Below are 22,217 nucleotides of genomic sequence, written 5' to 3'. Positions count from 1 at the left end.
CAATTGTTAATAAGCCAGCACTATGCTGGCTTTTTTCATATTGGTTTGCACATTGCAAACTTAACCGCGTCTCCCTGTCATACATAAAGCTAACCTTCTAATTAATATAAGCTTTATTTTGGTCATTTGTTGGTATATTAACTGCTTTAAAAACATATCACTCTTGTCTCTGAAGGACCCTGATATGTCACAATTAAGCGTTAAGTTTAACCTAGAACATTCAAAAGCGACTCTGCCAAAGTCATTTTATGATATTGACGTGACATGCAATGGCGACGCTCATGCTGTTGTTCAAATGAAAAATGAGTGTGGTCACTTGTTGATTTGGGGCGATGTCGCACAGCAGGCGCGCGACCGAGAAATTTGGCATAGCGTTCAACAAAATCAACAACCGACCGTCGCCGGTCGAAGTTGGCTATTTATAAATTTACTGAGTCGAACTATTTACGCTGGTGCTGATCTATACGGTCTATTTCCGGTCTTTCTCTATCAAGATACTGACAACATTATCGTTTCATCAAGCCGTCAAGCCTTAGTGGAAATGTTAGGTCGCCCCATTGCTTTAAATTCTAATGCGATGCGATGCATGCTGACCTTTGGTCAACTCTTTAATGAAATGAGCATTTTAGAAAATACTCACCACATCAGCGCAAGTTCAACATTTTCCTTATCGTTATCCTCTGAGCGACTGTTCAAGCTTAAAACAGGGACTTTAAGTGAAGCAGCTAATCGCACAACAAACTTTAGTGACGCTGTAGAAGCCGTTGTAGAATCTGTCAGAGCAAGCATCGACAACTGTCAAAACCCAATGCTTTCCCTTTCTGGCGGTCTTGACTCCCGGCTTATTCTTGCTTGTTGCGAAGCTTTGAATATGAAACTACCTGCTTTATGCTACGGTAATAAGCACAGTGCAGATGCAAAAATTGCTGCTGAGCTTGCAAGTGTGTGTAATATTAAACTTTATACCAGCTCAGATTTGGCAGGAAATGTCACAATTGAAAATAGTAAACGGATTGCGCTGGCCGGACAAGGAGAAGTGCCAATCCACCATGCACACGCATTAATTGATGCATCTCTTGTCGCCGCCACAAAAAACCACACGTTATTGACGGGTACAGGTGCAGAAACATATCGAGCTTTTTACTATGACCGAGGAATGCCTGGTTTTTCAGCTTTCGGTCTGAAATGCCTAAACCGTTTAACAATGCCAAGAGTTGAGCGCTATATCACCGAAGAATATGGAAAAACAGCCCGTACGGCTTTTGAATTATTTCCTGAATACGCTGAACAATTACAGGCGCAAGTACGTGAATTACTCCAAGCGTTGAATGATAATAGCTATAGTGCAGCACAATTTGCCGATAATTTCTATTTGAAAGTTCGGGCTGCAAGAATGGTTGTTGCAGGTCAACAGTTACTAGATGAAGACTACAATCGAACCCACCCATTTTTGTCCCCAGAGGTCGTATCTGCGATAGGCTCGTTGCCAGCGAACTTTAAAGTCAGTAGTGCATTTCATCGAAAAGCGATTTGTAAATTATCGCCAAAGCTCGGCGCCATAAACTGGGATAAAACGTCAAAACCACTAAACAAGGGACTCACGTTATTTCAACGCTACCCAGGCCTTGCGTCTCGGTTTGGTTTTGGTCATTTTTTTGGCAAAAGTTCAATACCTATGTTTGAGTATCAATATAATCAAGACACAGCTAACAACTTAGAGGCCGTGTTAAAATATATAGGTATCAACGAGGAGAAAAATATTCAATCTTGTTATTCAGAAATGGAAAAATCCGGCACTTTAGCACATGCACTTGGGTTAACAGCTGTTTGGCAACACTTATTGATGAATTGATATTTTAAAGTAGCGCCCTGAATAACAAGGCGCTCACTTCTTAGAAGTATTCACCTAAGTAACAACAGCACATTGGGCTTACCTGTTAGGCCCAAACCGCCCTTAACGCCAATAACTTGTGATTAAATTGAATGTGCTCCAAAGTCACAGACCTTCAATTTAACCCAACACCACCTGAACTAATTACTAGGATAGCTTTTGGCTATCGCCATTTCAAAGTCAAATCAGGACAAAAATATAGCACTCCTTTTAGACGCTTATTAAGCTTAATATCAAACTCACTAATATTTTTATTCAATTTAAAACAAAAGGTTACAGCATCTATAAAACAACTTATCAATCTTGTTATTATTTGATTAAAATATCCTCATTAAAAGCTTGATCCAAATCAAATGTCCCTATATATTAAAGTTTCAATAATTACTGAAAGTTTAATAACTATGATTTTATCTCCTAAAATAGAAAATTTCGTGCTTCATTGCGGTGAAATGGGTAGTCGCTGGGGCTTCAATCGGACAATTGGGCAAATGGTTGGGCTACTCGTCATTCATGAGAAACCACTTACAGCTAATGAAATTGCTGAAGCACTAAAAATCAGCCGTGGCAACGTCAGTATGGGGATCAAAGAGTTGCAATCTTGGCAACTTGTGAAAGTTCATCACATTCCTGGGGACCGTAAAGAGTACTATTCACCTAACGGGTCTATTTGGGACCTTGCAAACAAAGTATTTGAAGAACGTAGAAAAAGAGAAATAGATCCAACACTTACTCTATTAAGAGGCCAAATTTTAGATAACGCCAACACACCCGAAGAGGAGTATGCCCAAGACCAAATGCAATCTATTCATGACCTTTTGGAAACCGTCACTAAATGGTCAGCTGAACTCCAACGCTTATCACCTGAACAACTTCAATCTTTAATGAAATTAGGTTCATCTGTCAGTAAAGTCATTGATTTAAAAGATAAGCTTCTTAGAAAATCGTAAAAAGCAGAGGTGCGTCATGCTTGATACATTATTACTATCTCGGATCCAGTTCGCAACAAATATTAGTTTTCACATTCTATTTCCTACCATAACCATAGCGCTTGGATGGTTTTTGGTATTTTTTAAAATACGATATGATTTGACCCAACACCCCGTCTGGCTAAGAGCCTACCGTTTTTGGGTCAAGATATTTGCCCTAACCTTTGCGCTTGGCGTAGTCAGTGGCATTACCATGTCATTTCAATTTGGTACAAACTGGCCCGGTTTTATGGAAAAAGTCGGTAACATTGCTGGTCCATTATTGGGCTATGAAGTGCTAACCGCATTTTTCATGGAAGCCACATTTTTGGGCATCATGCTCTTTGGAATGAAGCGTGTTTCCCCTAAAGTTCATACCCTATCCACAATTGTTGTGGCCGTCGGTACTACTATTTCAGCATTTTGGATACTGTCATTGAACTCCTGGATGCAGACTCCGGCAGGATTTGAATTACGTGATGGCATTGTGTATCCAACAGACTGGTTTGCGGTCATTTTTAATCCTTCATTTCCCTACCGATTTTTCCACATGCTGTTGGCGAGTGGCTTAACGGCTTCCTTCCTAATCGCTGGCGTAAGTAGTTATAGATTGCTCAAAAAGGATGACAAACATGCACCACAAGTCACGTTAAAAGTTGCGTTGACAGTTGCAGCCATACTTGCGCCATTACAAATTTTTGTCGGTGACCTCCATGGATTGAATACACTTGAACACCAGCCACAAAAAGTCGCAGCAATGGAAGGTGCTTGGGAAACTGAAAAAGGCCTACCATTAGTGTTATTCGCTATTCCCAATGAACACACACGTAGTAATGATTTTGCCATCGAAATACCCAAAGCAGCTAGCTTAATTTTGACCCATGACTTAGACGGAGAAATCAAGGGGCTAAATGAGTTTCAAGGCGAACACCCGCCCGTTAAACCCGTATTTTTTGGCTTTAGAATAATGGTTGGCATTGGTATGCTAATGATCATTGTTGCGTATTATAGTCGGTTTACTTTATGGCGAAATAAAAAACTAAACAGTTGGCAATTAAAATTACTCGTGTACATGAGTTTCTCTGGTTGGATAGCTACACTTGCTGGATGGTATGTAACAGAAATAGGCCGTCAACCCTACCTAGTCTCTGGCATTCTCACCGTGGAAGAAGCGGTAACATTAGTGCCATCGAGCAACGTTGCTATTTCTCTTGCCGCGTATTTATTAACTTACCTTGTTTTGCTCGTCGTTTACATTAAAACCTTATTTTATACGGCCGACAAAGCCGTTCAAGTCGAAGAGTATGACTACTCAACAATGCCAGAGGTAACCAATGCTTAGTCCTGAAATGTTATCTTATATCTATGCTTCCTTAATGGCACTGTCCATTTTGGTTTATGCTATTTTAGACGGTTATGACTTAGGCGTAGGTATTCTATTACCAACAAAACATGATGAACATGCAAATACCATGATCGCCTCTATTGGGCCTTTTTGGGATGCCAACGAAACCTGGCTTGTGCTTGCTGTTGGCCTTGCGCTTATCGCTTTCCCAACAGCACATAGTATTATCCTCCAAGCTTTGTATCTGCCTGTCACAATCATGCTCATAGGCTTAATACTGCGTGGTGTCGCATTCGATTTTAGGGCGAAAGCGAAAACCAAAAGAAAACAGCTATGGGATACTATTTTCAAAGCTGGATCGATCATTAGTGCGTTTATGCAAGGCTTTATGCTTGGTTTATATGTCATGTCATTTGAGACAACGGTCGTATCATTTACATTTGCCATGCTTAGTGGCGCTGGCGTTGTCGCCGCCTATACATTAATTGGATCCGCATGGTTAATATTAAAAACGGAAGGTGAACTACAATTAAAGGCTATTCAATGGTGTAAAACAGCAGGACGGATCACGTTTTTGGGTGTCATCGCGGTTTCTATCATTAACCCCTTAATAAACAATGACGTATATACTCGTTGGTTCGAGTCTAACCTATTTACCTTACTGCTTTGTGTACCACTGTTATGCTTGAGTTTGTTCTTTATTCAAGATAAAGCACTCAAACGGTTAGTACTAGCCCCAACTAAAAGAGCTTGGCAACCATTTATCATTTCGGCTGTCATTTTTGGGCTGTGCTTTTTTGGCTTAACATACAGCTTCTATCCCTTTGTTGTTCCGGGACAACTCACCATATTTGAAGCCGTTGCAGCACCTGAATCACTCAACTTTTTGTTGTATGGCGTCGCAATCGTCGTACCTACCATAATAACTTACACGATTTTTTCATATCGTGTTTTTTGGGGGAAAGTACAACCTCTTTCATACTATTAATTATTCACGTAGAGGTATATTTAGCGCAAACAAAAAGGCAACCTGTTGGAGGGCTGCCTTTTTTATCTATTCCCCTACTAAATCTTAGGGTAAGCAATTCTATCTGATAAGTAACCTACACTTGTTGCGAAATAATAGGAACGATTCCAGTGCATCAGTGCTTTATAATTATCATATGCCAGATACATTCTGCCATTGATATCATCAGGCATGACAAGAGCTGCTGTAATATCTACTAAAGGTAGATTTGTACCATCTGCTTTTCGCAACCCCAGTGATTGCCACTTAGCAAGCGAACGTTCCGAATCCTTCCAATACTCTAGCCATTGTTTACGTGTCTTAGTTCCACGCTTTAGAACATACTCACTATTCAACCCTTCAGGAAGTTTCACTTGACGCCCCCAAGTTAAATCGTCGTTCCAGCCAGCTTGTTTTAAATAATTCGCGATTGAGGCAAATGCGTCAAGTTCTGTCGTCCAGATGTCTTTTCGTCCGTCTTTATCATAATCAACTGCATATGCATTAAAAGAGGTCGGCATAAACTGAGTTTGACCCATCGCACCAGCCCAAGAACCCTTAAATTTCTCTAATGAGATATGTCCGTTTTTTAATATATCTAATGCAGCCCATAACTGACGTTTATATAATGCTTCTCGGCGCCCATCAAATGCCAATGTGACAAGTGAGCTAATCACTGAATAACCCCCTTGAATGCGGCCAAAGTTGCTTTCTAGTCCCCATAAAGCGACGATAAAACGAGCCTGAACACCGAATTCTTGTGCTATTTTCTCAAGTTCTACTTGATGCTTTTTATACAATTTTCTGGCGCGGTCTATTTTCCACTGCGGCACACGTTTAGGTAAATACGTTTCTAATGTTTCTACTACTTCAGGTTGATTTTTATCCGCCTTAATCACCTTCTTTTTAAACTTTGCCGTAGCGAAGGCTTCGTCAATCAAAGATTGCTCATACCCCTTTTGCTGCGCTTCTTGTTTTAGGGCATTGACATACAGATCAAACTTCTCTTGTGTGTTAGCATAACTGGTTGTTGATAAAACAACTGATGCCAATAATAGTGAAATTGTCTTAATCACTTTCTACTCCGTTGTGAGCCTTAAACTGATCCAGTAAGTTTTCTTCTGGTGGTGGTATTTGCAAGTAAAAACCATCTTCACTTAACTTTTCCTTAACCAATACTATATCAGCGAAGCCTAATTTTTCACGTTTTGATAAGTCAAACATCATGACATACTTAGGTAGCCCAAACATATCCATCAATGCTTCAGGGATCTTGCTAAAATCGTCACGTTTCTCTATATAAAGATAGGTATCGGCTTTTTTTGAACTTTTATATACAGCAGTAAGCATTATACACCCATAATTTCTTGCTTATGTCTAATCAGCACTATACCATGACAGACAGTATATTTGGAAAGTTTTGCGACGCTTAGACGTATTAAATACGGGGCCAAACAATAATACTATTATAAAGTAACACATAGGTCCGTTTGTAAAAGATCTACAAAACTCTAACGTGTTCCCTTTTGAACTTTCTTGAATTTGTATAGTTATTAGAGCGCTTATGTCAGATCAAATATTTGAGTTAAAAGGAAACTTATTTACTCTTTCTGTTTTACACTTGTTCTCCGTTGACATTGCACGATTACGAAGTGAACTGGATGAAAAGATTTCCCAAGCACCAAAATTCTTTTTTGGTGCACCCATAGTTGTCAATCTTGCTGAAATCCAAGAGGTAGAGGTTGACTTTGCATTACTGAAAACAACCTTGTCTGATCTACAGCTGAATCCTGTTGGTGTATGTAACGGTACTGAACAACAGCATAATCAAGCTAAATCAGCCAAACTGTCAGTATTGAACTATAGTAAAGATATAAAACCAACTACTCCAACTCAAACAGCGACTGAAGTCGTAGAAAAGCAAATTTATTTGCCCGCACAAATCGTTCAGGCAACTGTTCGCTCTGGACAACAAATTTATGCGAAAGACAGAGACTTAATTGTATTAGGCTCTGTGAGTCATGGTGCAGAAGTTATTGCCGACGGTAATATACATATTTATGGCACACTGCGTGGCAGAGCCATTGCAGGAGCACAAGGGTACGAGGAAGCAAGTATATATTGTCAACGCCTTGAGGCAGAACTCGTGTCAATAAATGGCAGTTACTGGATCAGTGATTCACTCCAAGGTGAACATTGGGGCAACCCTGCTCAAATAAAACAAATTAATGATTCATTAGAAATTACCGCTTTGGTCAAAGGATAATTCAGATGGCAAAAATTATTGTCGTAACATCAGGTAAAGGTGGCGTTGGTAAAACAACTTCAAGCGCTGCAATAGGTACTGGGCTTGCCTTAAAAGGCTACAAGACAGCCATAATCGACTTTGATATTGGTTTACGTAATTTAGATTTGATCATGGGCTGCGAGCGTCGTGTAGTATACGATTTCGTAAACGTAATAAACGGTGAAGCTAATCTAAATCAAGCACTTATTAAAGACAAACGTGTTGAAAAGCTATTTATATTGCCAGCCTCACAAACACGGGACAAAGATGCTCTGACCAGAGACGGTGTAGAAAAAGTCTTGAATGAGATGAAAGAAAGTTTTGATTACATTATTTGTGATTCACCTGCGGGGATCGAAGCTGGCGCAATGATGGCCCTTTATTTCGCAGATGAAGCCATTGTAACTACGAATCCGGAAGTTTCATCAGTAAGAGACTCCGACCGTATCTTAGGTATATTACAAAGCAAATCACAACGCGCTGAACAAGGCTTGGCGCCAGTTAAAGAGCACCTTCTTTTAACACGATATAATCCAACGAGAGTAGAGAATGGAGAAATGCTTTCAGTCGAGGATGTTCAAGATATCTTGGCTATTGACTTGTTAGGCGTTATCCCCGAATCAACAGCGGTGTTAAATGCATCTAACTCCGGACAACCTGTGGTTTTAGATAGTGAGTCTGATGCAGGACAAGCTTACAGTGATGCGATCAGCCGTCTGCTAGGTGAAGTGATTGACTTTAGGTTTTTAGCCGTCGAAAAGAAAGGCTTACTTAAGCGTATATTTGGAGGTTAACGTGTCATTACTTGACTATTTTCGTTCAGAAAAGAAAAGCAGTGCTTCTTTAGCGAAAGAACGCCTACAAATTATTGTTGCACATGAACGCTCCAAACGTGGTACACCAGATTATTTGCCTCAGCTTAAACAGGATATACTTGATGTGATCCGCAAGTATGTGAAAGTTGACTCAGACGCAGTTAATGTTCAATTTGAACAAAATGAAGATGACTTAGCTGTTTTAGAGCTTAATGTAACTTTACCTGATGACATTAAGGACGAGAAATAGAAACACATTAAAAAGGCGCTTAATAGAGCGCCTTTTTAATTTTGTTTCATAGTGATAAGTAATCGATTACACATCCCATTGAGATAGTGCTTTTTTAACATAGCAATAGCGCCAGTTTTGTAGTAAATCAGGTTTCAACAACACTGCCCGTTCTTCTGCTGTTTTCTTCCAGTTCCAGCTTAATAATTGGTTTATTTGCTTTTTAGATGCGAATACATCAGCGGGAATACCAGCATCAACAGCAACCATTTTTATAATTGCAGAGATATCTTTCGCTGCTTTTTTGTAATTTGGATAATCTATCAGTCTTAATAGCTTTTCTGGACAATTGGACTCAGTTACTGCTTTACCACGTTCAACACATTGTAAAATCTCTTTGCCTGAACGATTTACCTCACTCAGTTCAATACCCGGTATGTTTCTTAGACTGACTAAAGTTGTCGGCCTGCGCTTGGCAACTTCTACCATATTCAGCTCTTTCAACACAAAACTGAGCGCTAAATTCTTTTTTTGTGCTTTCGCTCTTCGCCAAGCTGCTAACTCTTTTAATACTGCTAAATCTCGAGGCTTTAATTGCCATGCATTTTTAATATCTAAATAGACGTGGTCGTCTGGCACTTCAAATGCACGTTTAGAAGCAATTAATTGTGACTCTTGAATTATGATGTCAAACAAGCTCTTCTCACTGATCTGTTCTGCTATTTTTTCAAAACAGGGTAATAGAAAATATACATCACTTGCTGCATAATCAAGCTGCTTTTCGGTTAGCGGCCTTTGTAACCAATTTGTTCTTGATTCACTTTTGTCTATTTCAACATCTAAAAGCTTTTTCACCATACTTGCAAAACCGACACAATTACCTTCACCTAATAACTGCAACGCAAACTGTGTATCAAACATTGGGTGAGGAACAAACCCTGCAAACTTTTGAAATACTTCTATATCTTCAGATGGCGAATGGAAAACCTTTAAAACTTTTTCATCCTGCAGTAAATGCCAAAACAGCGTAAAATCTAATTCACATAAAGGGTCTATCAACGCTAAATGTGAGCCGTCGTACACTTGAATTAAGGCAACTTCCGGATATAACGTGCGGCGACGCATAAACTCTGTATCTATTGCAAGAATGGGAGCGTTAGACACCGATGAAACAAACTGATTTAATTGGTTTTGCGTGGTAATTAACTGATACTGCACGTTCACTCCTAGTGAAATTTGTACATAAAAAAACCGGCTAATGCCGGTTTCTTACCTACTCTTTTAAAGCCCTACGAAGTATCTTTCCAACGTTCGTTTTTGGCAGCTCCTCACGAAACTCAACCAATTTAGGGACCTTATAATTTGTAAGATTATCTCGACAATGGCCAATTATATCCTTTTCTGTCAATGATTGGTCTTTTTTCACAACAAATACTTTGACTTGCTCACCACTGACTTCGTGTGGGATCCCGATTGCTGCAACTTCAAGCACACCATCGTGCATTGCAACAACCTCTTCAATTTCATTTGGATAAACATTAAAACCTGAAACAATAATCATATCTTTCTTTCTATCTACGATATAAAAGAATCCATTATCGTCATAAGTGGCTATGTCACCAGTGGAAAACCACCCATCTTGAAGGCATTCAGCCGTCGCATCAGGTCTGTTATAATATCCGGCCATTACTTGTGGACCTTTTACTAATAACTCTCCAGATTCACCTTTGGCTGCTTCTTCACCACTTTCTAATATAATTTTTAATTCTGTACTCGGTGCAGGCAAACCAATTGACCCGTTATACCCATCAAGGTCCCAAGGGCAGATAGTCACTAAAGGTGCACATTCTGTTAAACCATACCCTTCCATTAACTTACTGCTGGTTACCTTTTGCCATTTTTCGGCAACAGGACGCTGAACAGCCATTCCCCCACCAAGTGACATCTTTAAGCTGGAAAAGTCTAACTCAGCAAAACCTGGTGTATTTAATAAACCATTAAAAAGTGTATTTACGCCGGTAATCGCAGTAAAGCGTTGTTTAGCCAATTCTTTAACAAAACCAGGCATATCACGTGGGTTGGTGATCAGTATATTGTGTCCACCATACTTCATAAACGTCAAGCAATTCGCTGTAAGTGCAAATATATGATAAAGCGGTAATGCGGTAATAACGACTTCTTTACCATTATCTAGCACTTTGTCCAAACACCCTGAAACCTGCTCTAAATTGCCAACCATGTTGCCATGAGTCAACATGGCGCCTTTAGATACCCCAGTTGTGCCACCGGTGTATTGTAAAAACGCCAAGTCAGTAAGTGATATGTCCGGTACTGTATATAAATTAGGGTCAGCCGCCACCACATCTGCAAATGGTATCGTTGCTGGTAAGGTAAAATCAGGCACCATTTTTTTAACACGTTTGACCACGAAATTAACAAGGTGTTTTTTGACGCCACCCATCATATCGCCGATTTCCGTAAGCACAATATGTTTAACGGCTGTTTTTGGTAAAGCGTCTTGTAACGTTTTTGCGAAGTTCGCTAGAATAAATATTGCTTTTGTTTCTGAGTCGTTTAATTGATGCTCAAGCTCACGTACTGTGTATAACGGATTAACATTCACAACTGTACATCCAGCACGCAAAATGCCCAGAATAGAAATAGGTGTTTGTAACAAATTAGGCATCATAACCGCAATTTTGTCACCTTTACCCAATTTCAATACGTTTTGAATATAACTGGCAACTGATTTAGTTGCATCATCAATTTGTTCGTAAGTTAACGTCTTCCCCATATTGGAATAAGCAGGTAAAGACCCGAATTCAGTGAAGCTCTTATCCAACATTTCAAGCAACGAGTTATAATGCTCTGGATCGATAGTTTCAGGCATCCCTTTTGGGTAGCGCTTTAGCCAGATTTTTTCCACTCTTAGCTCCTGTGTTCTATTTATTTTTTTAATACGTTACCTTAATAGAAATAAGGCACATAAACAATTGAGCAAATACTCTAATTGGGAGATATTCCCATATTTTGAATAAATATACAATCAAGTTCCATTAATTGTATTCAGGTGACGCTCTATTAACGCACAACAATCTCGGGGGTTTTCCATGTGGCAATGATGACCTCCTTCGACAATTTCAACCTGTAAAGTATTGAAACAAAATTTAAAGGTGACCAAGTTTTTCTTAACGAAGTCATACCCTCGGTCTCCCATAATTAAAAGGCTAGGAACAGATAATCCGTTTAATAAATGTTTGCTCTGTTCAAGGGTAAACCTAAATGCTGAATGTGTTTTTAATTTTGGATCCGTTGTTAGAAGTAACTGCCCATCAGTACTTTTAGTGTTTCTGAGCATAAGCAACCGTGCAATCTCCGGGGTAAAGTCAGACACATTCAAGCGAAGGTTGACCAGTGTTTCAAAGTTTGGAAAAGCTTTCAACTCTGTTTTCTTGTCTATTCTTTTTCGTTCACGAAAAGACGCAATAAGTTGCTCTTTAGTGCCTTTTTCATCCCCATACATCATGCCAATGCCTTCAATCATGCATAAACTTTTAACGCGACTTGGATATAATGCACTGAACATTCCACATACTAGTGCCCCTAATGAGTGCCCTAGTAGATGACACTTCTCAATCTTTAAAACATCTATAATGGTAAGCAAATCATAAACATAGTCGACAAAGTAATAATGGGCATTGGGACCTCGCCATTGCGATTTACCATGGCCTGCCATATCAATCATTAACCACCTATAACCTTCTTTTTTATGATCTACTAAAGGAGAAAAGCTGTTCGAATTATCTAACCAGCCATGCAAACAAATCACCCACTCTTCACCAGAGCCATGTATTTGGGCCGAAAAACCATGTTTCCCAAGGAGGTCTATCGTATTTTTTTCATCAATCAACTTTATTTCCGTATTCTTTGCACAACTTATAATTTAATATCTTGCCTGACAACTAAGGCATATCACAAGTTAAATGTAACACGTTAATGATATGCTGCTTAATGTCAAACACGGGAATCTTAAGGAAGTAATCATGAAAAAGACATTACGCGCTGTTACAGCCAGCGTCGCATTTTTATGCAGTAACGCTGCAATAGCCGAACCGAAGAATATTATCTATATGATAGGCGATGGTATGGGACCTGCGTATACGAGTGCATATCGCTACTATATTGACGATCCAAAAACAAAGCATGTAGATAACACCATATTCGATGAAATTTTAGTAGGCATGGCACATACCTACCCAGATGATGACACAGTTGTCACTGACAGCGCAGCTGGCGCCACTGCGTTAAGTACTGCAACTAAAAGCTACAATGGCGCCATAGCGGTAGACACAAAAAAAGCGCCTCTCAAAACCATGCTTGAAATAGCCAAAGAGAAAGGCATGGTCACCGCGCTTATCGCAACATCTCAAATCAATCATGCTACCCCTGCAAGTTTCGCAGCTCACAATGAATCTAGACGTAATTATGATCAAATTGCAGATGACTACGTCGATAATAAAATAGCAGGCAAGTTGCCAGTCGATTTATTACTCGGTGGCGGGACTCAATATTTCAAAAGAGACGACCGTAATTTAGTTAAAGAGTTTACAAATGCTGGCTATCAATATGCTGATTCATTATCAGATTTGCATAAATTGACACAAATACCTGCGTTAGGCCTGTTTGCGCCAAAAGGTTTACCGTATGCGATAGACGAACACCCTAACCGCTTGGAGCAAATGACAAAAAAAGCACTGTCACTGCTCGATAGTAATAAAGACAACGGATTCTTCGTTATGATTGAAGGAAGCCAAATTGACTGGTGTGGTCATGCTAATGATATAGCCTGTGCCATGAGAGAAATGCATGACTTTGCCCAATCAATCAAACTGGCTAAAGCCTATGTCGATAAAAACCCAGATACATTGTTAGTTATTACAGCTGATCACTCTACAGGTGGCTTGACACTAGGCGCTAATGGCAAGTACTTATGGTTACGTGATGTGGTAAAAGGTGTCTCAGCTTCAGCTTCAATATTAACAAAGCAAATGATGGCAAGTGATGATCTAGAAAAGCTATGGATTCAATACACTCAATTACCTTACAACAAAGCAACGGCTATTTTACTGAAAGAGGCTAAATCTGGCGGTGAGAAAGCATTGAAAAAGGTTATCAAGCAGATCATTAACAAAGCCAGTTACACGGGGTGGACCACAGGTGGGCATACTGCCATAGATGTACAGGTTTTTGCTCATGGAAAAGGATATGAGCAATTTATTGGCTCACAAAATAATACAGACATAGCAGAAAAGTTAATTAGCTATATTAAATAGAATCAGTGTGACGCTATCGCTATGTTGACTTATAGATGCCAATAGCTTCTTCTATTGGCATTGCTTTATAATATAAAAACCCTTGAACACACGTAATATTAGCCGCAATCACCACCTGTGCATCTGCTTTAGATTCAATGCCTTCTGCAACGGTTTTAAACCCAAGCTCAGCACATAAATCGGCGAGGTTTTTATATAACAGCGCTGCCTTTTCGTTACTGCCATCAGGTAACAAACTTTTGTCGAACTTGATAGTATCAATGTTCAATTTAGACAAAATAGAGAGGCATGAGTAACCCGTTCCAAAGTCATCCATTGCACACTGAATATTGCTATCTTTTAAAGTCGTTACTATTGCCACCATCTTATTGAAGTCTTCTATATAACTTGACTCTAGCAACTCAACCTCTACTTGATCGGCAAAACGAGAGAAAGCTTTTATGACTCGTTTATAGCCCCCAGATAACAAATTATCTGGGGAAATATTAAAACTAATTTTGGGGTAAAGTCCTCGACTCGCAAATGCTTCTAAGTCAACCTCTAATTGGTCTATCACAAAGTTATCAATCACATGCAGTAGGTTGTGTTCCTCCAAAGTTTCTAAAAACCAAGGTCCTGATACAGATTTATCTGGATTCACAAGCCGCAATAGCGCTTCAAATCCGACTATCTCCTGCGTAACTGGATTTATTTTAGGTTGATAATATAGGGTAAGTGCACCGTGATTTAATGCATCAGTTACTTCACTTAATGTATATCCCGAAATTTGTTGTTCCGCATGATGTGTCGCAAAGCGGCTTTCAGCTTGTTCTTCTATCATGCGACCAGCTGCATACCGTTTTACAAGCATATCAAGCGCTTTCCCTGACATATTATTTTTTTGGTGGGCAACTAAAAATGGATAGTAAATTGCTACATTCATGATAATTAGCAATGCTTGTAACAGTACTATCCATACACTTTCAGTTAATATCCAAGCATTCACAAATACGGGAGTAAACCAGGGGATAGAATCTTGTGTAACAATGGGAATAAAATCGTTAATCAAAAGTTGATATGAAATAAAAGCGTTTATTGCTGGTGCTAATAAAAAGGGAATAAAAATATATGGGTTAAATACGATGGGTAGTGCATATAGCATCACTTCACTGATATTAAATACTGCCAGTGGCGCTGACAACTTCGCTATATGCTTTTCATGTTGAGCATTTTTAAGCAACAAACACGCAAGAATCAGTCCCCATACACAGCCGGTGCCACCCAAAATTACGAAAGTAGAAAAGAAATGGTAGTTAATGAGCTCAGGTGTAACCATAAAACCAGATAACTCGCTAGACACTAAAATATGATATGTATTATCGCCATGTATTCCTAAGAACCATAAAAGGTGAGCGCCAATGAGCTGCAAACTTATCTTATCTTGTGGGTTTAATATCAAACTATCCAGTGCTAAGTAATCCAGCGCTATATCAGCGCCTTGCTCAACAAAAGGATAGATAAAAAGTGTAATCGCTGTAACCAACATATAGGGAAAAATCAAATTGACATGTTTTCTAAGAAACAAACTGATGGTGCTTACTTCCACTATTTTGAAAGCACGAAGACGCTCAAAATACGCCAGTGAGTAACAGCAAAAAATAGGCATAAACAAGGTGTAAAGTACGCCTGCTCGATGGTCAATATGCAATGTTCGATCATCAACATAAATGTAACCCGTCGTGGCAGTAAAACAACTAATCACCAGTATTGGTGCCGCTATTGTATGTATTTTAATATTTTTCGCTAAGTGATAACTAAAGGAAAGTAATGTAAATAGTGGAAATAGCCCCCACACAAGTTGGTTAAATTGATTTAAATAATGATGGTCAAACCCTTTAGCTGCTATATCAAGCCACTGGTTAACGAGGGTAATTAAAGAGGCGACAATAAAAAAGGGGATTAAAGCAATATAGCCTTCTCGTAAAGATAGAATTAGCGTATTGGACGAGACTTTCACAGCTGTTTTATTAAAGTGATTAAACGACGCTCTCAGCAAAACGGCCCCTCAAATTTTCTTTTAACAATACCGAACTTAGAAAATAAAACAATCTCCAGTGAATAATTTAAAGTGAATAAATTTCAAATGCCTAGGCATAGATATTGACACCAATTAACGACTCTACATCTTCTCGACGTGATTGGTTATTAATCTCTTTATAAGCACTAATAGCCAAACTACTCTTGAAATCGGGTTGATCATAAATTGTTGAACGAGACTGTTCTTGAAATGCCTGCGCTAGTTTGATGCCTTCTGCTGAATCCCTAACTTGCGCAACGAGGTTTGGAGGGTTTGAAGACGGCGCAGTTACATTCTCCCGAGGCGCTTTAGGCACAGGCTTCAATTGATATGTATGTTGGTTGTTACTAACCGTTACCGTCTTCATTCTAATCGTACACTTTTCGTTGACTACTTTATAAACTTAACGAATTATTCCTTTCCTGGCAACTTTTTCCAGGTTACAGTATCTCGCACGTAGTTTGGTTGTGCATTCGCAGCATCCACAGTATTGCCTGTGCTAAATGCATGGTCGGCAATTTTTAGCATATAAAATGCATCCGGTAAGGTGACGTTTTCAAGCACAGACAAATTATGGCTTAATGCAGTGTTTGGATAAGTTACCCATGCAGTGCCTACAGCACAACTTGATGAAACAATATTTTCCAAATTATCCGGATTACATACTATTTCCTGATTGTTGGATACAGCGAGACCGTTTTCGTCTTTGCTATAATCTCCAATATAAATCTCCCCCATCCGAGCATCAATTCCAGATATAACGCGACATTGGTTATGTTCATCAATCGCTTGCTGCGCCATCGTCTGTAAACTAGACACGCCCACTAATTTTAGACCTGATGAATACGCCAGCCCTTGTGCTATTGCTACGCCTATTCTGACCCCAGTAAAGCTTCCAGGCCCTTTGCCAAATGCAATACCATCAAGATCTTTCAGTGAACATTCAGCATCCACTAGCATTGCATCAATTTTCGGTAATATTTTTTGGCTATGTTGCTGCGGGCACTCCTCAAAGTAACGAAACGTTTTACCGTTATAATATATCGCTATACTAAGTGCTTCAGTCGAAGCATCGATCGCTAACAAGTTATACTTCATATTATTCTATATTCTCTAAGAATTGTGTTACAGCTTCCAAACTACGAGTTCGTCGCATATTTGGTAAACTTTTCAGAAATGTTTCACCGTATTTTCGCGTAACTAAACGATTATCGCAAATAACAAGGACACCTTTATCTGTTTTATCTCTAATGAGGCGTCCAACGCCTTGTTTTAAGCTGATCACAGCTTGTGGTAACTGCACAGTGTCGAATGGCTCATTACCGAGTATTTCCGCATCTTTCATCCGAGCTTGTAGTAACGGGTCATCTGGAGAAGAAAAAGGCAATTTATCAATTAATACGCAACTTAATGTATCTCCTCGAACATCCACCCCCTCCCAAAATGACGCTGTGCCCATGAGTACTGCATTACCATTACGAACAAATTGTTCAAGTATGATCCTTTTAGAAGACTGGCCTTGCATGAAAATGGGGTACTCCATTGCGGTGTTTAACCCCTCATAAACTAAGTGCATGACTCTATAGCTCGTAAATAGCAAAAATGTACGCCCTTTGGCCGCATTGATCAGTTGTTTCGCTATTTTCACAAGAGTATGAGGCATAGCATCATCTCGGCTCTCTGGCAGGTATCGCGGCATACAAAGTAGCGCTTGTTTTTGATAATCAAAGGGACTGTCAACAATGCTCTCATGTGTAGGCTTAAGCCCTAAGCTCGCAGTAAAATGTTTCAACGATTGATCCACTGACAATGTGGCCGAAGTAAACACAAAACTGGCTTGTGTTTTATCAATAATACTTTTAAATTTACTCGATACGTCAAGCGGAGTTATGTGGATAGTTATGAATCGACGAGACGTTTCATACCAGTAACTAAAACCCGTTTGGCTAACTTCAAACGCACGCTCAAGTTGATTTTTAAACTTAATCACTCTTTCAAAAGGGTGTTCTATTTTATCCGTTCTATCTAGGCATAGCTTTAGTACCTGATACAAAAAATCAAGATCTCCAATTACCCTATGTAACGCATCACAAATTGTTTTATTAGCCAACGCTTCTCGCCAGTCCCCTCTGCCACCTTCATTACCGAAGGCAATCCGTAAGTCAGCGACAGTTGTTTCCAATTTATTTAGGGTTTTTCCTAACTGCAGCATGTCAGGAATATCTGAGCGATAAATCAAACGAATATCATGAATTAACGCGAATAACTGCTTTGTATTTACCGATTCACCAAAGTAATCACTGGCAATTTCAGGCAGCTGATGTGCTTCATCAAAAATGTAACAATCAGCATTGGGCATTAACTCCGCAAAGCCTAAATCTTTGACTGCCATATCCGCAAAAAATAAGTGATGATTAATCACCACCAATTCTGCGTCAATTGCGGCTACACGCGCTTTACGAATGTAGCACTGTTGATAGTCAGGACATTCCTTACCCAAGCAATTATCCGCGGTTGAATTCACATACGGTAAAACTTTCGCATCCTCTTCAATGCCTATGCAATCCGCTAAGTCTCCGGTACTTGTTTCTGCTGCAAACTTAGCAACCATAGCAAGCTGATGCATAACATCTGGATCGTCTGTTGGCACATTTGTTACATGTTCATTCAACCTGTAACTGCATAAATAATTAGCTCTCCCCTTTAATAAAGCGACTTTTTTACCCACTTTTAATGCTTTTTGTAAAACTGGTAAGTCACGATGGAACAGTTGCTCTTGCAGCGCTTTAGAACCTGTAGAGATGATGCTTTTTTGTTTACTTAGAAGTGCAGGCGCTAAATATGCGAATGTTTTGCCTGTGCCAGTTCCAGCTTCAACAATACATTGCCCCGACTGTTCCATTGTGTCAAAAACAGCCTGAGCCATATCAATTTGTGCTTGGCGTGGTTTATAACCTGAGAACTGTAAAGCAAGAGGTCCTTGCTCTGAAAATACCTGTTGTATAGACAAATTTTTAGTACTGCTAGAATATTTTCGATAATTGTACGAATAGTTGGCGTATAGAGCAAGTCGCCTCTATACGCTTGGCCGCAGCATTAGACTTTAAATTTGCCTAATGCATCTTCAAGATGGGCAACGTTATCTGATAGTACATTTGCGGCAGATTGAGCTGACACTGAGTTACCAACCGCAACAGTGGCTATATCATTAATATCGGCAATATCATGACTAATTTCCTTCGTAACCGCTGCTTGCTCTTCTGCTGAAGCCGCGACTGAATCAATCATTCTATTTACAGTCTGCGCTTGACTCACTATATCCTCTAACGCAGCCAACGCTTCTTCACTCAATGACACTCCTTTATCAACCACATCGGTACTTTGCGCCATTCTAGAGACCGCTATATCCGTTTCTTGTTGAATCGCGCTTATCGATTCCGCAACTTCCTGTGTCGCTGTCGCCGTTCGGCTTGCTAACCCTCTTACCTCATCAGCAACCACGGCAAACCCTCTACCCTGTTCACCAGCACGTGCGGCTTCTATCGCAGCATTCAGTGCCAACAAATTAGTTTGTTCCGCAATCTCATTTATCACTTTGATTATTTCGCCAATTTGTTTACCCCGTTGCCCTAGGTTACCAACTGAGTCTGACAAGTCTTGAATAGTGGTTGATACATTGCGAATACTTAGCACCATTTCGTTTACAATTTTTCCTCCATGGCTTGCACTGCTACCCGCTTGGTTTGCAATGTCAGCTGCGTCAACACTTTGATGGGCTACTTCAGCAATAGAGCTACTCATTTGTGCCGCAGCAGTAGAGATTTGATCTGCTTTTTGCTGTTGCCCTTTGATCCCTTCAGCCACTTGCTGATTAATTGTTTCGAGCGTTGAGCTGCTGCTACCAACCTCACTGGTTACCGATTTGATTTGCCCTACCAATGTTGTCAAAGCTCGTTGCATATCGTTTATAGAGGATGATAAAGCACCTATTTCATCCGTATTACCTGTGGTAAGCGGCATAATATCTAAACGGCCTTGGGCAATGTTTTCCGCTTGTGCAGCTACCAACTTTAAACGTTTCGATATAGAGCTTCCCAACCGCCACGCAATCACAACACTAATGGCAATTGCAATAAGAGTAATCACCACCAGCACTTTATTGAGTAAATCTAGTTCGTTCTGAATTTTGTTCATTGCACGTGATGTATCATCCCTTTCTTCATTCGCGCCTAATTCCAGCATATCCTCTAGTTTAGATATATAGCGCTGTTCAACATCAATTAAAGTCCTGAGCTTATCTTCCATAGATGCAGTTGAATTAATTATCTTTTGATTAGACATGTCTAATACGGCATCAATTAAACTTTTTATTTCTGCCATAACTCGTCTATCTGCGGGCTTTTTAGATTCTAATTTATACAATTGATCGTAGTAGTCTAATAACTCATTTTTATCTTTATTATAAGTAAGAATGGCGCCATCAACATTGTTTACTATTGCATACAAAGCCGTATTTACATCGCCGAGCTCATCGATAAGTTGCATGTAAACGAATGCACCAGGCACGTCGTCACGTGCAACTTCTTTTGTTACGTCTGATATCTGAATTTCTTTAATAATTACAAAAGCAGAAGTGCCAGAAAGTAAAAACAATACTGCAAAAAATGCAGCATAGAGTTTTTGAACTATAGTAAGACTCATGTTTACAACCTTAAATAAACTGCATGTCCGTTGCATTTTTCTTTTCACCACTTAAGTAGGGAAAAGTGTAATGATATTGGTAAGTTAAAAATAATTATATCTTGAAGGGCTTAAAAATTACAACTTTTTTATTAGTACATAAGCACTATGCCCATGTATCAAGGTGTTTGTCGCTTTCAGGGTCTTGATTGTTGCTAATTTGTTTGTTTTTTGCATCTATGTGCTGTTTTTTCTTTTTCATTTCTTCTTTTTTTGCACGCTCTAATTTTACTCTATCAATTGCACTTTCTTGTACCCCAGCTATATAAAATAATGGTTTATGCTGAACCTCTAAACGAACAATGTTAAACAACAATGGTTTAAGTGCATCCATTTGATTCACCTCTTACCGTTTACCTTAACTTATTATCGGCAGTTATAAGATATACTAAAGCTTATATAAAAAAAGCTTGCGTTACTTTCTGTAAATATGTTTATCTATATACGTAATCAAATACTAACGAAGAGTTAACCATGTTCAATACTATGACAGCTATACATCACCATCATCATTCATCGGGATAACCTGTCAGGTATTTCGCTGGTGGGTTATTCCTAAAAGGAACCTCCGGCGAGCAAAAAATCATAGCTTATTTTCGCCCCGAGGTTCCCTCGGGGTTTTTAGTTTTATAACTTAAGGAAAATAAATTATGAGCAACACAAATAGACTACGTATCGCAATTCAAAAATCAGGCCGTTTATCAAAAGACTGCCAAGACCTTTTAAAACAAATTGGCGTTAAACTTAATTTACGTGAACAGCGTTTAATTGCGCACTCAACCAACATGCCTATCGATGTATTACGTGTGCGTGATGACGATATTCCAGGTTTAGTGATGGACGGAGTATGCGACCTCGGCATTGTTGGTGAAAATGTCCTTGTAGAGTCTCAAGCCGAAAGACAAAATCAACAACAGTGCGCTGATGTAATTAAGCTATCCAAATTAGATTTTGGTTATTGCCGCTTAGCACTTGCGTGGCCACAAGAATTAGGTGAGCAATCAAAATCATGGTTTGAAGGTAAAAGAATAGCGACAACATACCCAGAAATATTAAAGCAATATCTTAAGCGTGAAAATATAAATGCAAGCGCTGTGATGCTTACCGGATCGGTGGAAGTAGCACCAAGAGCTGGGTTGGCTGATGCGATCTGTGATTTAGTCTCTACAGGCGCGACGCTAGAAGCCAATGGTTTAATGCAAGGAGAAACAATTTTAGAGTCTAACGCTTGCCTTATTCAAAACCCATCGCTTCAAGATCCTGAAAAATTAGCTTTAATTGAAAAGTTAATGCCGCGCTTGAAAGGCGTAAAACAAGCAAAAGAAAGCAAGTACATTATGCTCCATGCACCAAAGAACAAGCTAGACGAAGTTTGTGCACTGCTACCAGGCACTGGTCAGCCAACTTTACTTGCCCTAGCTGGCAGCGATGAATACGTCGCATTGCACATGGTCAGCAGTGAAACTCTATTCTGGGAAACCATGGAAGAATTAAAAACATTGGGTGCAAATTCAATTCTCGTTATGCCAATTGAAAAAATGATGGAGTAG

20 protein-coding genes are annotated in these 22,217 nt (G+C 39.5%); 9 read left to right on the top strand and 11 right to left on the bottom strand.

Going from position 1 to position 22,217, the window contains the following annotated elements; genetic code table 11:
* Positions 1-184: 184 nt before the first annotated feature.
* The 4 genes from J8L98_RS01190 (at position 185) to J8L98_RS01175 (ending at position 5,189) form a co-directional block, all read left to right on the top strand.
* On the top strand, positions 185-1,852 hold the full coding sequence (locus J8L98_RS01190) for a hypothetical protein (RefSeq protein ID WP_210994912.1): 1,668 nt from the start codon (positions 185-187) through the stop codon (positions 1,850-1,852).
* 440 nt (positions 1,853-2,292) lie between these two features.
* The gene (locus tag J8L98_RS01185; protein WP_192509273.1) at positions 2,293-2,838 is read left to right on the top strand and encodes a MarR family transcriptional regulator; all 546 of its coding nucleotides are present in this window, start codon (positions 2,293-2,295) and stop codon (positions 2,836-2,838) included.
* 16 nt (positions 2,839-2,854) lie between these two features.
* Positions 2,855-4,198 carry a cytochrome ubiquinol oxidase subunit I gene (locus tag J8L98_RS01180; RefSeq protein ID WP_210994911.1) on the top strand — a complete coding sequence of 448 codons (1,344 nt, stop codon included), beginning with the start codon at positions 2,855-2,857 and terminating at the stop codon, positions 4,196-4,198.
* A complete protein-coding gene (locus J8L98_RS01175; protein WP_210994910.1) occupies positions 4,191-5,189 on the top strand; it encodes a cytochrome d ubiquinol oxidase subunit II in 999 nt (332 codons plus the stop codon). Before J8L98_RS01180 ends, J8L98_RS01175 begins: the two co-directional genes overlap by 8 nt.
* A 77-nt stretch (positions 5,190-5,266) precedes the next feature.
* Here J8L98_RS01175 and J8L98_RS01170 read toward each other — a convergent pair whose 3' ends face one another.
* A complete protein-coding gene (locus tag J8L98_RS01170) occupies positions 5,267-6,283 on the bottom strand; it encodes a lytic murein transglycosylase (RefSeq protein WP_210994909.1) in 1,017 nt (338 codons plus the stop codon).
* Positions 6,276-6,557, bottom strand: coding sequence for a YcgL domain-containing protein (locus J8L98_RS01165; protein WP_210994908.1), 282 nt, complete (start codon positions 6,555-6,557; stop codon positions 6,276-6,278). The genes J8L98_RS01170 and J8L98_RS01165 overlap by 8 nt, the downstream gene beginning before the upstream one ends.
* Before the next feature lie 214 nt (positions 6,558-6,771).
* On the opposite strand from J8L98_RS01165, the gene minC reads away from it, so the two are divergent.
* The 3 genes from minC to minE are packed head-to-tail and all read left to right on the top strand — an operon-like array spanning position 6,772 to position 8,559.
* Positions 6,772-7,473 carry a septum site-determining protein MinC gene (gene minC / locus J8L98_RS01160; RefSeq protein WP_192509268.1) on the top strand — a complete coding sequence of 234 codons (702 nt, stop codon included), beginning with the start codon at positions 6,772-6,774 and terminating at the stop codon, positions 7,471-7,473.
* Between the two features lie 5 nt (positions 7,474-7,478).
* Positions 7,479-8,288 carry a septum site-determining protein MinD gene (gene minD, locus J8L98_RS01155; RefSeq protein WP_192509267.1) on the top strand — a complete coding sequence of 270 codons (810 nt, stop codon included), beginning with the start codon at positions 7,479-7,481 and terminating at the stop codon, positions 8,286-8,288.
* 1 nt (position 8,289) lies between these two features.
* On the top strand, positions 8,290-8,559 hold the full coding sequence (minE, locus tag J8L98_RS01150) for a cell division topological specificity factor MinE (protein ID WP_210994907.1): 270 nt from the start codon (positions 8,290-8,292) through the stop codon (positions 8,557-8,559).
* A 66-nt stretch (positions 8,560-8,625) separates the two neighbouring features.
* On the opposite strand, the gene rnd is transcribed toward minE, so the two are convergent.
* The 3 genes from rnd to J8L98_RS01135 all read right to left on the bottom strand — a co-directional run bounded on the left by rnd (position 8,626) and on the right by J8L98_RS01135 (position 12,448).
* Complete coding sequence (gene rnd, locus J8L98_RS01145; RefSeq protein WP_210994906.1) at positions 8,626-9,756, bottom strand: ribonuclease D; 1,131 nt, start codon at positions 9,754-9,756, stop codon at positions 8,626-8,628.
* A gap of 55 nt (positions 9,757-9,811) precedes the next feature.
* Positions 9,812-11,464 (bottom strand): AMP-binding protein, encoded by a 1,653-nt coding sequence (locus tag J8L98_RS01140; RefSeq protein ID WP_210994905.1) that lies wholly within the window; start codon positions 11,462-11,464, stop codon positions 9,812-9,814.
* Positions 11,465-11,584: 120 nt separating this feature from the next.
* Positions 11,585-12,448 carry an alpha/beta hydrolase gene (locus J8L98_RS01135; RefSeq protein WP_210994904.1) on the bottom strand — a complete coding sequence of 288 codons (864 nt, stop codon included), beginning with the start codon at positions 12,446-12,448 and terminating at the stop codon, positions 11,585-11,587.
* A gap of 133 nt (positions 12,449-12,581) precedes the next feature.
* Between J8L98_RS01135 and J8L98_RS01130 the strand changes: the two genes are divergently transcribed.
* The gene (locus tag J8L98_RS01130) at positions 12,582-13,871 is read left to right on the top strand and encodes an alkaline phosphatase (protein WP_210994903.1); all 1,290 of its coding nucleotides are present in this window, start codon (positions 12,582-12,584) and stop codon (positions 13,869-13,871) included.
* Between the two features lie 19 nt (positions 13,872-13,890).
* On the opposite strand, the gene J8L98_RS01125 is transcribed toward J8L98_RS01130, so the two are convergent.
* The 6 genes from J8L98_RS01125 to J8L98_RS01100 form a co-directional block, all read right to left on the bottom strand.
* Positions 13,891-15,906 carry an EAL domain-containing protein gene (locus J8L98_RS01125; RefSeq protein ID WP_247682377.1) on the bottom strand — a complete coding sequence of 672 codons (2,016 nt, stop codon included), beginning with the start codon at positions 15,904-15,906 and terminating at the stop codon, positions 13,891-13,893.
* Between the two features lie 91 nt (positions 15,907-15,997).
* Entirely contained in the window at positions 15,998-16,294 is a 297-nt protein-coding gene (locus tag J8L98_RS01120; RefSeq protein ID WP_210994902.1) for a hypothetical protein, read from the bottom strand.
* A gap of 44 nt (positions 16,295-16,338) precedes the next feature.
* Positions 16,339-17,025 (bottom strand): tRNA (adenosine(37)-N6)-threonylcarbamoyltransferase complex dimerization subunit type 1 TsaB, encoded by a 687-nt coding sequence (gene tsaB, locus J8L98_RS01115; protein ID WP_210994901.1) that lies wholly within the window; start codon positions 17,023-17,025, stop codon positions 16,339-16,341.
* 1 nt (position 17,026) lies between these two features.
* On the bottom strand, positions 17,027-18,853 hold the full coding sequence (locus J8L98_RS01110) for an ATP-dependent DNA helicase (RefSeq protein ID WP_247682387.1): 1,827 nt from the start codon (positions 18,851-18,853) through the stop codon (positions 17,027-17,029).
* A gap of 170 nt (positions 18,854-19,023) precedes the next feature.
* On the bottom strand, positions 19,024-20,628 hold the full coding sequence (locus J8L98_RS01105) for a methyl-accepting chemotaxis protein (RefSeq protein ID WP_210994899.1): 1,605 nt from the start codon (positions 20,626-20,628) through the stop codon (positions 19,024-19,026).
* Positions 20,629-20,773: 145 nt separating this feature from the next.
* Entirely contained in the window at positions 20,774-21,001 is a 228-nt protein-coding gene (locus J8L98_RS01100) for a hypothetical protein (protein WP_210994898.1), read from the bottom strand.
* 316 nt (positions 21,002-21,317) lie between these two features.
* On the opposite strand from J8L98_RS01100, the gene hisG reads away from it, so the two are divergent.
* Positions 21,318-22,217 carry an ATP phosphoribosyltransferase gene (gene hisG, locus J8L98_RS01095; protein ID WP_192509256.1) on the top strand — a complete coding sequence of 300 codons (900 nt, stop codon included), beginning with the start codon at positions 21,318-21,320 and terminating at the stop codon, positions 22,215-22,217.

This window comes from Pseudoalteromonas sp. MMG013, assembly GCF_018100885.1.
In the GTDB taxonomy this organism is placed as follows: Bacteria; Pseudomonadota; Gammaproteobacteria; order Enterobacterales; family Alteromonadaceae; genus Pseudoalteromonas; species Pseudoalteromonas aurantia.
The sequence above is the reverse complement of the archived record's forward strand: the minus strand, read 5'-3'. Positions and strand labels throughout refer to the sequence as shown.

Bases quoted from the DNA above. Each gene is read 5' to 3' on its own strand.
- J8L98_RS01190 (WP_210994912.1), top strand. From the start codon at position 185: ATGTCACAATTAAGCGTTAAGTTTAACCTAGAACATTCAAAAGCGACT.
- J8L98_RS01185 (WP_192509273.1), top strand. From the start codon at position 2,293: ATGATTTTATCTCCTAAAATAGAAAATTTCGTGCTTCATTGCGGTGAA.
- J8L98_RS01180 (WP_210994911.1), top strand. From the start codon at position 2,855: ATGCTTGATACATTATTACTATCTCGGATCCAGTTCGCAACAAATATT.
- J8L98_RS01175 (WP_210994910.1), top strand. From the start codon at position 4,191: ATGCTTAGTCCTGAAATGTTATCTTATATCTATGCTTCCTTAATGGCA.
- J8L98_RS01165 (WP_210994908.1), bottom strand. From the start codon at position 6,557: ATGCTTACTGCTGTATATAAAAGTTCAAAAAAAGCCGATACCTATCTT.
- minC (WP_192509268.1), top strand. From the start codon at position 6,772: ATGTCAGATCAAATATTTGAGTTAAAAGGAAACTTATTTACTCTTTCT.
- minD (WP_192509267.1), top strand. From the start codon at position 7,479: ATGGCAAAAATTATTGTCGTAACATCAGGTAAAGGTGGCGTTGGTAAA.
- J8L98_RS01130 (WP_210994903.1), top strand. From the start codon at position 12,582: ATGAAAAAGACATTACGCGCTGTTACAGCCAGCGTCGCATTTTTATGC.
- J8L98_RS01120 (WP_210994902.1), bottom strand. From the start codon at position 16,294: ATGAAGACGGTAACGGTTAGTAACAACCAACATACATATCAATTGAAG.
- tsaB (WP_210994901.1), bottom strand. From the start codon at position 17,025: ATGAAGTATAACTTGTTAGCGATCGATGCTTCGACTGAAGCACTTAGT.
- J8L98_RS01110 (WP_247682387.1), bottom strand. From the start codon at position 18,853: ATGGCTCAGGCTGTTTTTGACACAATGGAACAGTCGGGGCAATGTATT.
- J8L98_RS01105 (WP_210994899.1), bottom strand. From the start codon at position 20,628: ATGAGTCTTACTATAGTTCAAAAACTCTATGCTGCATTTTTTGCAGTA.
- J8L98_RS01100 (WP_210994898.1), bottom strand. From the start codon at position 21,001: ATGGATGCACTTAAACCATTGTTGTTTAACATTGTTCGTTTAGAGGTT.
- hisG (WP_192509256.1), top strand. From the start codon at position 21,318: ATGAGCAACACAAATAGACTACGTATCGCAATTCAAAAATCAGGCCGT.